Origin of the sequence: Ruminococcus bicirculans (ex Wegman et al. 2014) (assembly GCF_000723465.1) — a bacterium.
In the GTDB taxonomy this organism is placed as follows: domain Bacteria; phylum Bacillota; class Clostridia; order Oscillospirales; family Ruminococcaceae; genus Hominimerdicola; species Hominimerdicola aceti.
The window spans coordinates 364268-377321 of sequence record NZ_HF545616.1; the positions used below are offsets into that span (position 1 = coordinate 364268).

At 40.3% G+C, this 13054-nt stretch carries 15 protein-coding genes; 4 read left to right on the forward strand and 11 right to left on the reverse strand.

Translation table 11 applies throughout. From position 1 onward, the window contains the following. Complete coding sequence (locus RBI_RS01635; RefSeq protein WP_038670560.1) at positions 1-1278, forward strand: hypothetical protein; 1278 nt, start codon at positions 1-3, stop codon at positions 1276-1278. Between the two features lie 13 nt (positions 1279-1291). Beyond that, the gene (locus RBI_RS01640) at positions 1292-1954 is read left to right on the forward strand and encodes an ABC transporter ATP-binding protein (protein WP_022288376.1); all 663 of its coding nucleotides are present in this window, start codon (positions 1292-1294) and stop codon (positions 1952-1954) included. A gap of 216 nt (positions 1955-2170) precedes the next feature. Here the strand turns inward: RBI_RS01640 and RBI_RS15355 are convergent, their stop codons facing one another. From RBI_RS15355 to RBI_RS14875, 3 genes are read right to left on the reverse strand one after another with little or no spacing between them, the layout of a single operon-like run. Further along, a complete protein-coding gene (locus RBI_RS15355; RefSeq protein WP_038670563.1) occupies positions 2171-2755 on the reverse strand; it encodes an AAA family ATPase in 585 nt (194 codons plus the stop codon). Beyond that, positions 2703-4031 carry an AAA family ATPase gene (locus RBI_RS15360; protein WP_038670565.1) on the reverse strand — a complete coding sequence of 443 codons (1329 nt, stop codon included), beginning with the start codon at positions 4029-4031 and terminating at the stop codon, positions 2703-2705. Before RBI_RS15360 ends, RBI_RS15355 begins: the two co-directional genes overlap by 53 nt. Before the next feature lie 2 nt (positions 4032-4033). Further along, positions 4034-4195: a hypothetical protein gene (locus RBI_RS14875; protein WP_158455041.1), complete on the reverse strand. Its 162-nt coding sequence runs from the start codon at positions 4193-4195 to the stop codon at positions 4034-4036. A 293-nt stretch (positions 4196-4488) separates the two neighbouring features. Here RBI_RS14875 and RBI_RS01655 point away from each other — a divergent pair, with 293 nt between their 5' ends. Further along, positions 4489-5550: a hypothetical protein gene (locus RBI_RS01655; protein ID WP_038670567.1), complete on the forward strand. Its 1062-nt coding sequence runs from the start codon at positions 4489-4491 to the stop codon at positions 5548-5550. Positions 5551-6012: 462 nt separating this feature from the next. Further along, positions 6013-6990 carry a reverse transcriptase family protein gene (locus RBI_RS01660; protein ID WP_051706274.1) on the forward strand — a complete coding sequence of 326 codons (978 nt, stop codon included), beginning with the start codon at positions 6013-6015 and terminating at the stop codon, positions 6988-6990. A 645-nt stretch (positions 6991-7635) separates the two neighbouring features. On the opposite strand, the gene RBI_RS01665 is transcribed toward RBI_RS01660, so the two are convergent. The 8 genes from RBI_RS01665 to RBI_RS01700 all read right to left on the reverse strand — a co-directional run bounded on the left by RBI_RS01665 (position 7636) and on the right by RBI_RS01700 (position 13036). Next, positions 7636-8364: a hypothetical protein gene (locus RBI_RS01665; protein WP_022127451.1), complete on the reverse strand. Its 729-nt coding sequence runs from the start codon at positions 8362-8364 to the stop codon at positions 7636-7638. A gap of 1 nt (position 8365) precedes the next feature. Then, a complete protein-coding gene (locus tag RBI_RS01670; RefSeq protein ID WP_022127450.1) occupies positions 8366-9001 on the reverse strand; it encodes an ABC transporter ATP-binding protein in 636 nt (211 codons plus the stop codon). A 10-nt stretch (positions 9002-9011) separates the two neighbouring features. Next, positions 9012-9767 (reverse strand): DUF2705 family protein, encoded by a 756-nt coding sequence (locus RBI_RS01675; RefSeq protein ID WP_022127449.1) that lies wholly within the window; start codon positions 9765-9767, stop codon positions 9012-9014. An 11-nt stretch (positions 9768-9778) separates the two neighbouring features. Beyond that, complete coding sequence (locus tag RBI_RS01680) at positions 9779-10669, reverse strand: hypothetical protein (protein WP_022127448.1); 891 nt, start codon at positions 10667-10669, stop codon at positions 9779-9781. 69 nt (positions 10670-10738) lie between these two features. Then, positions 10739-11143, reverse strand: a complete 405-nt coding sequence (locus RBI_RS01685; protein WP_022127447.1) for a hypothetical protein — start codon at positions 11141-11143, stop codon at positions 10739-10741. A gap of 168 nt (positions 11144-11311) precedes the next feature. Beyond that, positions 11312-11737, reverse strand: coding sequence for a hypothetical protein (locus RBI_RS01690; protein ID WP_022127446.1), 426 nt, complete (start codon positions 11735-11737; stop codon positions 11312-11314). 95 nt (positions 11738-11832) lie between these two features. Beyond that, positions 11833-12510, reverse strand: coding sequence for a DUF4367 domain-containing protein (locus tag RBI_RS01695; RefSeq protein WP_022127445.1), 678 nt, complete (start codon positions 12508-12510; stop codon positions 11833-11835). Further along, on the reverse strand, positions 12503-13036 hold the full coding sequence (locus RBI_RS01700; protein ID WP_022127444.1) for an RNA polymerase sigma factor: 534 nt from the start codon (positions 13034-13036) through the stop codon (positions 12503-12505). Before RBI_RS01700 ends, RBI_RS01695 begins: the two co-directional genes overlap by 8 nt. Positions 13037-13054: the final 18 nt, after the last annotated feature.

Sequence of the window (13054 nt, forward strand, 5' to 3'; positions counted from 1 at the left end):
ATGATAAAATATGGTTTAAAAGAATTTGCAAGAAATATCTACAGCAATATTTTTATCGCTGTTCAGCTCGCCATTGCATTTATTATAATGACGGCGGCTGTTTCTTCTGTTCTTTCAAGAATAGAGATGTATACTCCTGTAAAGAAATACTTTCCTGATGGCAAGGGACTATATATATGTAATATATATGATACTGCTCCTCTTGACAGTGAGCTTAAAAATATTGATGATGTGGAGTCGGTGACAAGCGGATATGATACAAGCTTGTATTATTCTCCGTCATCAAAAGATCTATCTAATGGACTTGGTGACGATAGAATGAGCGTTAATGCTTTATCTGAAGATATGATAAAGTCATTTACGCCGCAGATGAGTTCGGGAAAATGGCTGCCTAATGCGTCGGCTAACGGAGATTTAATACCTGCTGTTGTGACTGAAAACAGCAACTACAAAACGGGTGACATAGTTACCATTATGCACAAAGAGAAAGTAGGGGAGATGTCCCCTGATGATGAGGATTTTGACTATGCTGATCCTTATAAGTATGAGTATGTTAAGAACAAGGTGGAAATTGTCGGTGTCATAGCTGACGGCTCACAGTTGCTGGGATTTTCATCTGCATATTTAGGCACTGAGGATAGTATAAAAGAAAAGCCTGATTTCAGAGATCTTTATGCTAATGTCAATAAGCATGGCAACATGATGCTGATAGTTCCGACAGACTGTCTTAAAGATATAAACTGTAAAATATATCCTTGCGGCAATCAAATAGTAACGTTAAAGGATAATGTAAGCAATGAGCGTTTTAAGGAGCTTGAATTATATCTGAGGGATTATGGCAGGGTTTTTGACTTTGAGGATTTCAGAGAAAATTCGCTTGTCTATATTAATGGTCAGCTTATCAAGCTTGTTCCAATGCTTATATGCGTGATAGTTCTTGTTATTGTAAGCTCAGTTTCGGCTTCGGCAGTGAACATAAAAAAGAGACTTGGAGATTATGGTATCTATTATCTCTGCGGAGCAAAGTGGAACGCATATATCAAGATAGATCTTGTGTGTGATCTTATGACCGCAGTTATGGCAGCCGCCATTGCAGTGTGTATTTCAAATGTTCTTACTATGAGCGAATTTATGGGAAATACAGTGATAAGTTTTGGTTGGCTGCACTTGATTGGCTGTGTATGTATCGTTATCTTGAACATTCTGATCTCACTTTTGATACCGGGCGTTATAATGAGACGAAATACACCAAATGAGATCTTGATGATAAATGAATAAGAGAGGCATTATAATGATAAAGCTTGATAAAATAATAAAGATATATAATCCAAAGAAAGCCAATGAATATGAGGCTTTGCATGGGGTATCATGCGAGATATCAGACGGTGAAATGGTAGCGATAATTGGAAAATCAGGCGCAGGAAAATCCACACTTTTGCATATCCTTGCCTGCATAGACAGCTATCAGAGCGGTGAGTACACAATTGACGGCACTTTGGTAAAAAATTTATCAGAGGGGCAGTATGCACAGATAAGGAATGAAAAGATAGGCATTGTAATGCAGGACTTTGCACTTGTTGAGGATTTTTCTGCCCTTGAAAACGTATTGATTCCATTGGATTTTGCAAAGAAAAAGATAAAGAATAAAAAAGAAAAAGCTCTTGAAGCATTAAAAGCTGTTGGTATGGGGGATCTTTCTAAGAAGCCTTGCAACAAGCTTTCGGGAGGACAGAAGCAGCGTGTTGCTATAGCCAGAGCAATTGTCAACGAGCCTGCCATGATACTTGCGGACGAGCCTACAGGAGCGCTGGACACAAAGACCTCGGCCGAGATAATGGAGCTTTTCAAACGCCTTAACAAAGAGGGAAAAACAGTCGTTATCGTTACTCACGATCCAAAAGTCGCAGAACAATGCAGTCGTGTTATCGAAGTGTCTGACGGTAAGATCATATAGAAAAAATCCAATTCCCGCACATCAAATGCAAAAATCACATTTTGATATCGGCTGTTTAGCGTGATATTTTGTGGGTGTGACGTATCCTAATAACATAATTCGAGCTTTTTTTATCTTTCTTTTCTTTATATCTGTTTAATAAGAGTAAAATTGTCAGAAGTAAAAAAATGACCGCACCCGTGAAAGGTGCGGTCATTAGTATTTTGTGGCGGAGCGTTAGTTTTGGTTTGGTCTGTATGTTTTTGCCATGCGTGAGAAGTTTGAAAGAAGTTTGCTGTCGATGAACTTGCTTACTGCTGTGGTGGCAGGTCTTGCACCTGATTTGATGTTGTAGGTGTCGGCTGTTATCTTATCTACTGCCTTTGCAAGCTCGTCTGCACTGAACAGGGAGTCCATATTCAGCTCAGGGCGAAGCCTTTTGATGACTTTTATCTCGCTCACAAGTCTATTTTCCACTATCTTTCTGTACACCGACCTTGATATCTCGCTGAAAGTGTATTTCTGTGAGAAGCGGTTGATAAGCTCAACGTCAAAATAGTCGGAAAGGTCGCTTATGAGCTGTGTGTCTGATGTGCTGTCTGAGTTGAAGCCAATGCTTCTGCTCTTTGCGGTACAGCTTGCATTGGTGGTGGCTATTATTATGGACTTCGAGAAGTCTATAACACTTCCTTGACTTGTGGTGAGAATGCCCTCGTCAAAGACAGACATGAATAGTCTTTGCACGGATCTGTCGCACTTTTCAAACTCGTCAAGGAGTATCACCTGATAGGGATTTGAGCTTATCAAAGGGCAGTTCAACATTGCTGTCGCTTCCAAGATAGCCTGCAGGCGAGCCTATAATGCGGTTTATGCCTGCGTCATAATAGAATTCCGACATATTCAGTGTGATAGGTTTCTCGCCTGCACAGTTTTTGGCTATTATCTTTGCGACCTCTGTTTTGCCCACCCCGCTTGGTCCGATAAAAAGCATTGTAAAAGGCTTTTTGGTCGGCCTGATGTGGAGAGAGTGGAGCTTAAGCACATTGACAAGATCGTCTATGATAGCTTCCTGACCGCAGACGGCTGAGAGGTCACGGCGAAAGGCTCTCTCGTTAAAGGCGTGGGGCGTGCTGTGACCTGATGTCATGTGGAAAGCCGTTTCTTTTATATGGCGGTCGGTGAGAGTAATTTTCATCTTCTTGTCAGAAGCGTTCTTCACCACGGCGGAAGCTATGGAGCGGTCAAGTAGCGTTATGGCATTGTCAGGGCGGTGTGAGCCTGAGTAGCAAAATTCGTCTGCGATATCAACAATGTGCTCTGCCTTGCTTCTGCTCAAAGCGAATGAGATGTTATAGTGTTTGGCAAAATGCTGGTTCATGCTGAGAAGGATCTCCACTGTCTGCTCATGGTCTGCTTCGTCAACTATTATCTTTGTCATACGCCTGCAAAAGGCAGGGTCGCTGTCGATGAGATTTGCTTCCTGGGTCGTTGTCGCTCCTATGAGCTTTATTTTCCCACGGCTCAGAGCAGGCTTCAAGATCTGAGCGACGATCCGATATGCCTTTTCCTGAAAAAGCATATGTATTTCGTCGATAAACAAAATTCGCTTCTCGTCCTGGTCGCTCATATAGTTTATGAGCATTTTGACCTTGTTTTCAAGGTCGCCCATAAGACCTGAATCTGCCACGATATCAGAGAGCTGGAGGGCATATATCCTATAGCCTTTGAGCTGTGGTACGATGTTCTCGCTGTTTTTGAGCCTGTAGGCAAGCTCCTCCACTATTTTGGTTTTTCCACAGCCTGCAGGACCGCAGAGCAGTGCGTTGGGCTTGTCCGAGCTTATGAGAACAGACATCATCATAGAGAGTATGTTCTCTCTGAATTTTGTTTCTGTCTTTCTTGCTTCGGCAAGGTCGAAAAACATTGTTTCGGGGTCAAATACCTTTGCTGTAAATGGATTTTGGCTCGTGTTTTGAATCTCCACAGGATCAGGCTCGTAAAGCTCGTCCAGTGGGTCAAAATCATCGTCCTCGGAGTCGTTGATACAATCATACGCCTCATATTTCTTGATGTATTCTATATCTTCTGTTTGTGGCATTTTTATTCCACTTCTTTCTTGGTGTTTTGTTGACGTCTTCTGCGCCTTTTGAAATTTTCACGCATACGGGCAATGCTGAACGGTGCTAATATCAGCTCCTCGAATATCATGTATGCGCAGTTGCTTGGAATAGTATCCCTCACAGTGGCGAGCATTTTGCCCACTGTACAGCCACCATGATCTTCATTTTGGTAGTTACCCGACCACGCTTTTTGATATGATAATACTCTGTACAGTCACATTCCAGACAAACCAAACCTTATGGAAAACGCAATTCAAATAGAAACTCAAGGCATTTGTCTTTTGAGTTCAATTTCATCTAAAAAACTATGATGCTGAGCTTGCTTTTGAGTGTGTTTCTTTTAGGCATAACGATTTTACCTCACTTTTTGTTGTTATGCCTATATTATATCATACTATCTGTCCATTTGTTTGGACTTTTGCTTGCTGAGAAAAAATGATAGTCATAAAGAAAAATAAGGATCGTTGGTTATATATAGACAAGAAAATAAACAGGCTTTTGGGAGAGAAAGAGATACAAGGGCTTTATGACGGGCTGTCAGGCAAAAGAAACGATCAAGAGGACTATAACTACAGAGTAGCTTTTGTGAAAGGTCAGCGCAGAAATGATATCTGTTGTACCTTATGGTATCAAGACTGCACGGCTTATGAAAAAGCACCGCTGACATACTTTGATATGTGTGTTTTTGACGCTGTTTGCACTATATGGAATAATAACAGAAAGGAGTTTTATCTCAACACCATATGGGAACTTCTCAGCGGAAACGAGGACATTAGATTTTCACGAAATGCACTTAAAGACAAGCTAAGAGAAAGCGTGGAAAAGCTCCAAAGGCTGAGGATCTTTATAGCCAGCACTGAAAATGCTCCGCAGAAAGTAAGTGACGGCATTTGGGAACGTTTTATCAACGTGCAAAGTGGCGAGGATTCCAGCGGCAGAGAGGTCTATGAGATAAAGTCCTGCCCGAGGCTGTGGACATATGCAGTGGAGGCGCAGGAAGGGCAGATAGCACGAGTGCCTTTATACAAACTAGACGGGCGGAGATATTTCAAGTTGGACAGTGGGCAGGACGGTTTCGATTGTTCTAATATCTCAGCACTGTGCGACCTTTTGAATGATCCCGATGAACGTATTAAGATCATCAGGAGAATGAAAAAAGAGTCAATACTTGACCCAGAATACAAATGCAGCATATGGAAAGTTGTTTTGCATTTTTATCTTGCCTACAGGCTGTCCATAATAAAAAGAAAGAACAAGATGAGATTTATAAGCTATGATACGATAGTGAAGCTTATGGAGGACTATTTACCTGAAAGTCTGAAAAACGGCAAGAAGAAGGAATTGCTTCGCCAGTGGAGCTTTTGCTATATGACGTGGGCGACCCTGCCAAGGCAAGAGTATCATTGGTGGGTCTGCGAGGAATATTTTGACGAAAAAACGGATAGCCCGGTGGGGATAGTGATAAAAAGGAAAAAGCTCGAGAGGTGGGGGAATTGAGAGGTGATAAAAGCAAGGCTCGGCTTTTTTTCCTATCTTCGTGTGGTTTTTTGTGTATTCATATAAAATATTGGCGCTTGGCGTAAAATGTCAGGATAACCCATTGACGTGTCGTGCATAAATTGGTAAAATGATATCAGAGTGTTTATATACAGCCATTTTTTTCGTTGTACTCTGCGAGATGCACCAATTGTTGTGCATTTCGCGTGATATAATTATCTCATAAAATAAACAAGGTGTTTATATAATGAGTACATAACATGGTTTGATAAAATATGACAAGCGTCAGCAGCGATATTGCAAAACGCATAACTACAGCGAGTCGCTGTGGAAGTTTCAGGGAATAGTAGCTTTGTCAAAAGCTTTTTCACCGAATCGGATTTAATTCCATTAAATAAAATTCGGCTCCAAAGCATTTGAATCTTGTGCTGACGCTTGTTATTATTTTTTTGAGGTGACAAAATGAATGATATTGATAATGATATCATAAGGATCTCAGAGGAGCTTGATGTTCCTTTAAAAAAGCTTTATATGCTTAGCAACAACCGAATACGCTATCATAAACGAAATCAGAAAAAGTGTTATTCAAATTACCGCAAGGTGATAATACATCGTGGCAGAGGGCATAAAAACAGGGTGTTAAAAGTGCCGAACGAATATCTCAAGCTCGTTCAAAGAAGGATACTTGAAAGGTATCTTTACACGCTGTCCGTATCTGAGTATGCCACTGCATATTGCAAAAACTCTTCGCTTTTGAAAAATGCAGAGCCGCATATTGGTCAACAGAGAGTGCTTAAACTCGATGTTTCAGGTTTTTTTGACAGCATTGATTTTGGCAAGGTCTATGGGGTCATGTGCGAGCTTGGATTTTCTAAGCCTGCCACAACGCTGCTGACAAATATATGCACTTATAATAGCATACTGCCGCAGGGTGCGCCAACATCTCCGCAGATATCGAATTTGATGATGAAAAGATTTGATGAGAGGATAGGCAAGTGGTGTGGAGAGCGTGGCATAAATTACACAAGATACTGTGATGATATGACATTTTCAGGTGGAAAAGCTGTGCTTAACGCCAAAGAGATAACGCAACTTGTGAGCAGGGCGTTGTGGAAAATGGGTTTTAAGCTGAACATGAAAAAAACGACGCTTATCGGTTCATCGCAACGTCAGCAGGTAACGGGGATAGTAGTCAACGAAAAGGCGCAGATCTCGTCGAAACAGCGTCGGGAGATACGTCAGGAAATATATTACTGTGAGAAATACGGAGTTTCCCAAAGCCTGTTTTTCAAAGGTGCTGACATTACGCCTGAGAAGTACATAAATTCGCTGCTTGGCAGGATATCCTTTGCATTGCAGATAGACCCTGCGGACGTGAAAATGCATGAGTATTTCAAGGTGGTGAAAAAACTCAAGAGTGAGGTGTGCGTGGAAAAGTAGGGCAGAACATGGAAGGTATGAAACTTCAGATAACAAAAGCTCGGAAACAACACAATGTGCTATCTCCGAGCTTTAAACTTTGGTGACCCGTACGGGAATTGAATTAAACCGCACACCTGATGTGGTCTTTAGTAAAATGCGAAAAAGCCCGATTTTGCGGCGTTTTTGAGCAATGCAATTGTAGTGATTTTAAGCCGATTTCGGTGATTTTTAGCACAAATAAGTGGCAAACAAGTGGTTGAAAGTGGCGCATTTCTACCAGGAAGAGTACCGTATGCGTAATGACAGCAGGCGGTCGTTTTTTTATTAATACTGCTTTTTTGTGAGATCAGAAACCAATTGTTTTCCATCTTCTTTCTCTTCTTCAAATAATTCCATAGCAATAGCTTCACGATCACACTTTAATTTATCAAGTATAAAACTATGTCATAATTCAAAACTTTTAATCACATCATCCCGTGTGAATGCATAAACTTCATATGTCGTTTGGATGCGGTGCAGATTTATTCGGCAGATTGTACTAAATTTTCGCAGGCATACTAGCGTATGTCATGGGAATTTTGGACAATATGACGGATAAAGATTTGCCGCAGATAAGCCAACAGAATTTAGAGATGACCACATATTAAGGAATCACTGAATAAATCACAGTACTATATTATAAGTTTTAAGTATATCGTCCTTTTTAGCGTAAAATGCTTCGATAATACTATGATCCGGCGAAAATATCTCATTATTGCAACATTCTGAATAAACATATTCTTCTTTCATAATCTTGCTCTCCGTTTCATCAAGACACAGCCAGCTTATCTGATAACCGTTTATCCTGTAAACAGTTTTTTCTTTAAAATCAAGAGTCTGCGCAATTATGAGATATTTCTTCCCTGGTACCATAAAATTCATGCCGCCAAAATCCAGCGAGAATAGTTTTTCAGAAGGTGTCTCTATCTCCATGTCCTCAGCATTCATTAACCGCTCTTTGAACTCAGCCTCTGTTTCGTAGTGAAAGCCGCCTTTGATTTCAACATCAATGCTGTCTGTTTTGATATTACCCTTTATGACCTTATCCACATCAAGGGTGCAGAAGGTACTGCCCTTTGAAAAGGAAAAGCTGTCCTGTGGAGTTCCTACAAATATGGCTGTTCCGTAAAGCCCAATGCCGTAGTCTGCATTCTCACTGTCAAACTGAGAAAAGCGATCATACAGTTCCTCTGTATCATGGATCACAGCAATATAGTCACAATTGCTGTTATGTATCTTCTCGATAGTGTCCATGCGGGTTATTCCTACATCCTCTGACAAGCCCCTTGCATGTAAGCAAAGCAGAAGGGTGACTGCAATCAAAGCCGCCTGTAAGGTCAAAAATACTTTCATATCATTCCTCCCGGACAGCGCCATTGTCAACTCTGAATATCTTATCGCTCAGAAGGGCGATATCCTCCTTGTTGTGACTTGCAACACAGACTATTGCCCCTCGCTTTGCCTGTGCAGAGATCAGCTTTCTGATTTCGTCAACACCGCTGTCATCAAGACCATTTGTAGGTTCATCGAGGAGCAGCACATCGGGTTCCTCCATAATAGCCTGTGCAATAAGTATCCTCTGCCGCATACCGAGGGAATATTTTCTGATCGGGCGCTTATCGTCGGGATCAAGCCCTACCTCCGAGATAGTCTCACGAATTTTGTCTTTGCTTATCTTCTTTTTTATCCCTGCCAGCAGCTTCAGATTTTTATATCCCGACAAGTCCGGAAATAGTCCTGCATTTTCAATAGCAATACCCACACTGGGCAGAGCGTCAATGTCCTTGTGCAGCACCTTGCCGTCTATCTCAATGCTGCCGCTTGTAAGATGTATAAGCCCCGATATCGCACGGAAAAGCATGGTCTTACCGCTGCCGTTTCGCCCTACAAATCCGTAGATATTTCCGCCCTCCAGTGTAAGAGACACATTGTCGATCACTGTGCTGTTTTTGAATTTTTTAACTGCATTTTTAACTGTTATCGTTGACATTTCTATCCCCTCACACTAATATCTCTTTGTTGTTAAGGCTAACATCAGATCTGTTCACATAGGTGCAGAATATGACACACACCGCAAATAAGATCACTCCCATTACTATTACTGACGTTACAATGCTCCGCCTGTTTTCTGACATATTAAAAATGACAGCCAAAGGGTTTATGTTTTTTATGAGGGTATTCTCAAAGCCGTACCTTGCAGATATAACAAAGGCATAATGTGCTGCCGCTCCGACAGATAATCCGATAGTACTGCCGAACAATGCCGAGAAAAGATTTGTGGTGGTAATAAGTATCCAAATGTACAGTATCATCATCATGGTTATCCCAACTATTTTTCCTATATCCCCGGGCTGATTTGCAACGCCCATTTTGGCAGTCATTAACCATATCACAACCACGTTGACAAGGACTATAACAGCGCTCTGCAAATATATACGAGCCGAGTTTTTGACGAACCATTTTGTTCTCTTGTTCTCTCGGATAAAAACATAAATATCGCTGACGTTCAGGTTATCAGACATGGTATGTCCGAACATAAAAAGATAGACAACAGCCACAGTCAATGTGTACAGCATAAAGGGCAGGCTTGCATCACGAAGTGCTGTAAAACCGAAAGCGTTTCCGATAAACAAAAGATCAAAACTCTCATCGTATTCTCCCAGACTGCGCTCTGCGAGAATGTTGAAAAAATTACGACCGTTGAATATCAGTGACAATGGGACAATAGATGCGATCATTAGAAGCATTTTCTTCATTCTCTCACTCCCTAGATATAGTCTTTTCTGCCACAGAAAAGCAGCAGAGCCGAACTCACGACTATCACCGCACCCATAGCAATGAAAAACGCTAAATAGTTCACTCCACTCCTGCCGTCACAGTAATAGTAAGTAACATATTTGAATGGATCGAGTGCGGTATATTTTTTATCTATATCATCATTCATGCTGTAGTTTTCAAGGAACTGCATTATGTTTATGATAAGAAATCCGACCCCGAAGGTCAGCACTTTGTTCCTTCTGCAAAACACCGAACAGGCAAGAGCAAGCACCCCGAACACTCCCGACATCAGAGAAAACATAAAAGCATGAAGCATACTGTACAGAAAGGGCGCAGCCGCCAGCAGTTCTCCAAAGGGAGCATTGGGGTAGTCTGTGGCACGCATAACGCCGAAGCCGTTAAAACGCCAGTTCGGGTTGAATAGATTTGCTCCCATGGAATTATCGAAGATGAGATAATTAAGACAGCCGTTTATCATCAGCGGAACGAAAAATATCAGAAATGAGCCGATAAATGCAGCTGTGATCTTTGATATGATGTACCTTCGTTTACCGCAGTAGGCACACAACAGAGTATCCGTGTTGGCTGCCTTGTCGGTAAGTATCGAAAAAGAAAAGGGCAAAGCACACAGGAATGGGAACAGCAGCTCAAGATAGCTGAGCAGTCCTGAGGGTACACAGAGGATAAATGCTTCAAAGGAAGTTATGACCGACGATGGGTCGTTCCCGGGAAAGCCGTCTCCTTCCATTCGTAGGGCGGTAACACCGTATGAACTGAAAACAACCTCTAAGAGACATATCATCATCATTGCCGAAAAGCCGAACATAAAGCCCTTTTTGTTAAGCATTATTTTTGTTTGGGTAAGTATACTTTTGATCATATATTTGCCTCCGTAGGTTTATATTAATACATAGAGGAGAAGATTCACTTCTCCTCCGATGTATTATCCTTACATAAACCTGAATTCACCAGACACCTTGCATTTGCAGCCTGAAGTCTTGTTCTTAACATATCCATAATAGGTTTTATTACCTCTGCACATGGATGAATCAAACGAATATAACTGGTTAGTGTTATATACATCAACATAATCGGAATAGCCCCCCGTCTTAACCTTAAATCGGGGTGTTCCTTTGCTATAGCCGCTTACGCTTGAAATTGATGTTGCCCATACACCATACGCATAGTCAATTGAATAGCCTGATGTAGTTGTAATAGGGTTATAGTCGTCAGAATGTGCAAGTTCATTGCTGAACGAAGCTGTACCATAAGCGTTTACACCTATAGCCGACATCGATGCCATCATCATAACAGCAGCACCCATAGCTGCAATTCTCTTAACGATCTTTTTCATATTAAACGTCCTTTCTCAATATAAGTGTAATTTTCTTTAAGTTTTGTTGCAGAGTATTTTAATTTCATCATATCACACAATTATTGCAATGAATAATTGTGCAAAATAAATATTCACATCTTCATTGGATTCACCAAACCTTTCTATTTTTATTACACCAGTTATGTATCAGAAAATCAACGTTCCGCTGTTGACTTCCAGATACTCGTATTTACTTCCGCTGTAAACATATACATGAGCTTCAGTACGATATTTTCTTCCTGATACCGCCGATGAATAGGTATCGCTGACGTATGCGCTGCGTCCGTTCACTGCTTTTGTAACAACATCAACATTACTCCAAGCACCGTTTGAATATTCCTGTAGATACAGATAAATGCTTATCTTTGTTGCTGTGGATTTGCCCTTAGCATCACATTTATAAGCTATATTTGAGCCTGAACGATATACACTTGTACTAACATTGTCTGTGTACAGATACATTAATTCTATACCCGGTTCTACATAATCGATTACGCTATTCGCCGAAACACTCATACTAAGCGAACACATCATAATGCATATAGCCATTATCGCAGAAATCATTTTCTTCATAAAAAATGTGCACTCCTTTCCTCAAAATTTTGTTCCCTTTATATACTGAGATACAAGTTTGAGTAAATTTGTACACACTTTTCGTAAAAAATATTTTATTTTGTAGGATTAACCGAATTTGCCATTTCAATTATGTCATTTTTGCACAAATCTCCGTTTATGGAATATACATAATTTCCATCATTCCAAACAATGATAGATGAGTTGTCATCATAGGATAAAAACGCTTCACAGCCTGATACGGTAACATATTCTGTTTTCCTATTTTCAGTATCAATATTATGGGTTGCCGTTAATGGACTTTGAGAATAAAAAATGATTTTATTTTTGAAACGATAATCAATGCCTAAATGTGCAATATCCTTAATTCTGCTTTCTTCTACAAATCCTTTTGGAATAAACGTCGGCTCATAATAGATAAATTCATCGTTCATATCATCTGCGGGAATAGCTCCTTGAACAGCATGCACATCAGCGTTATTTTCATTTTGCGAGACAAACAAACCTACGAACCATTCTCTTAACTGTGGAACAGCGGCAACTGTAATTGTACTCATCATTAAAACTGCCGCTATAATAAAAATAGTCTTCCTCAGAGTTGTTTTTATCAAAGGATAATACGGTCTGCTTCTGTCCTTTATCAGCCTGTTTACTTTCTTTTTGTAAGTCTCTGAAAAATCACATTCGACATCTGCGATAGATTCCATTTCTCCTGCACACGGCAGTATTACCGCTTGTTCGATAGCTCTATACAATGCTGTATTTTCATTCACTAATATCACCTCGTAATTTTTCAAACAAAATCTGTTCAGCCTTTCTCAGATATTTATATACAGCGTTCCGTGAAACTCCCATAAGTTTGGCGGTTTCATCGGCATTGTGTCCGTAATAATAAAAATATGTAATTGCGACTTTGTATTTTTCTTCCAGTTCGCTGATTGCCTTAGATAAATCGGCAACATTATAATCGTTAAATTCATCGGCGGAAGGAATATCTCTCATTTCTTCATGAATGTCATTGTAGAAATGCTTTTTTTCTTTGTTATAAAGTCTATAAGAAGCGTTTCTAATAGTTATAATCAAGTAAGCTTCCATTTTGTACACGGGTAAATTGTGAATTTTATGAAAATTATCGGCTATTCTATAAAATGTTTCCCATACAGCTTCTTCCGCTAATTCATGTGATCTTAAAATCTTAAACGACTCGGTATATAGCTTTTTTTCAAACTTTTTTACTAGTTGTTCAAAACTTTTTTTATCTTCATCATCGTTTATCAATGCCAGACAAATGGCTAACATAATATCACCCCTTTAACT

What these genes read in the sequence shown, in the direction of transcription:
- RBI_RS01635 (WP_038670560.1), top strand. Translation starts at nt 1, where the DNA reads ATGATAAAATATGGTTTAAAAGAATTTGCAAGAAATATCTACAGCAAT.
- RBI_RS01640 (WP_022288376.1), top strand. Translation starts at nt 1,292, where the DNA reads ATGATAAAGCTTGATAAAATAATAAAGATATATAATCCAAAGAAAGCC.
- RBI_RS15355 (WP_038670563.1), bottom strand. Translation starts at nt 2,755, where the DNA reads ATGTTGAACTGCCCTTTGATAAGCTCAAATCCCTATCAGGTGATACTC.
- RBI_RS15360 (WP_038670565.1), bottom strand. Translation starts at nt 4,031, where the DNA reads ATGCCACAAACAGAAGATATAGAATACATCAAGAAATATGAGGCGTAT.
- RBI_RS01655 (WP_038670567.1), top strand. Translation starts at nt 4,489, where the DNA reads ATGATAGTCATAAAGAAAAATAAGGATCGTTGGTTATATATAGACAAG.
- RBI_RS01660 (WP_051706274.1), top strand. Translation starts at nt 6,013, where the DNA reads ATGAATGATATTGATAATGATATCATAAGGATCTCAGAGGAGCTTGAT.
- RBI_RS01665 (WP_022127451.1), bottom strand. Translation starts at nt 8,364, where the DNA reads ATGAAAGTATTTTTGACCTTACAGGCGGCTTTGATTGCAGTCACCCTT.
- RBI_RS01670 (WP_022127450.1), bottom strand. Translation starts at nt 9,001, where the DNA reads ATGTCAACGATAACAGTTAAAAATGCAGTTAAAAAATTCAAAAACAGC.
- RBI_RS01675 (WP_022127449.1), bottom strand. Translation starts at nt 9,767, where the DNA reads ATGAAGAAAATGCTTCTAATGATCGCATCTATTGTCCCATTGTCACTG.
- RBI_RS01680 (WP_022127448.1), bottom strand. Translation starts at nt 10,669, where the DNA reads ATGATCAAAAGTATACTTACCCAAACAAAAATAATGCTTAACAAAAAG.
- RBI_RS01685 (WP_022127447.1), bottom strand. Translation starts at nt 11,143, where the DNA reads ATGAAAAAGATCGTTAAGAGAATTGCAGCTATGGGTGCTGCTGTTATG.
- RBI_RS01690 (WP_022127446.1), bottom strand. Translation starts at nt 11,737, where the DNA reads ATGAAGAAAATGATTTCTGCGATAATGGCTATATGCATTATGATGTGT.
- RBI_RS01700 (WP_022127444.1), bottom strand. Translation starts at nt 13,036, where the DNA reads ATGTTAGCCATTTGTCTGGCATTGATAAACGATGATGAAGATAAAAAA.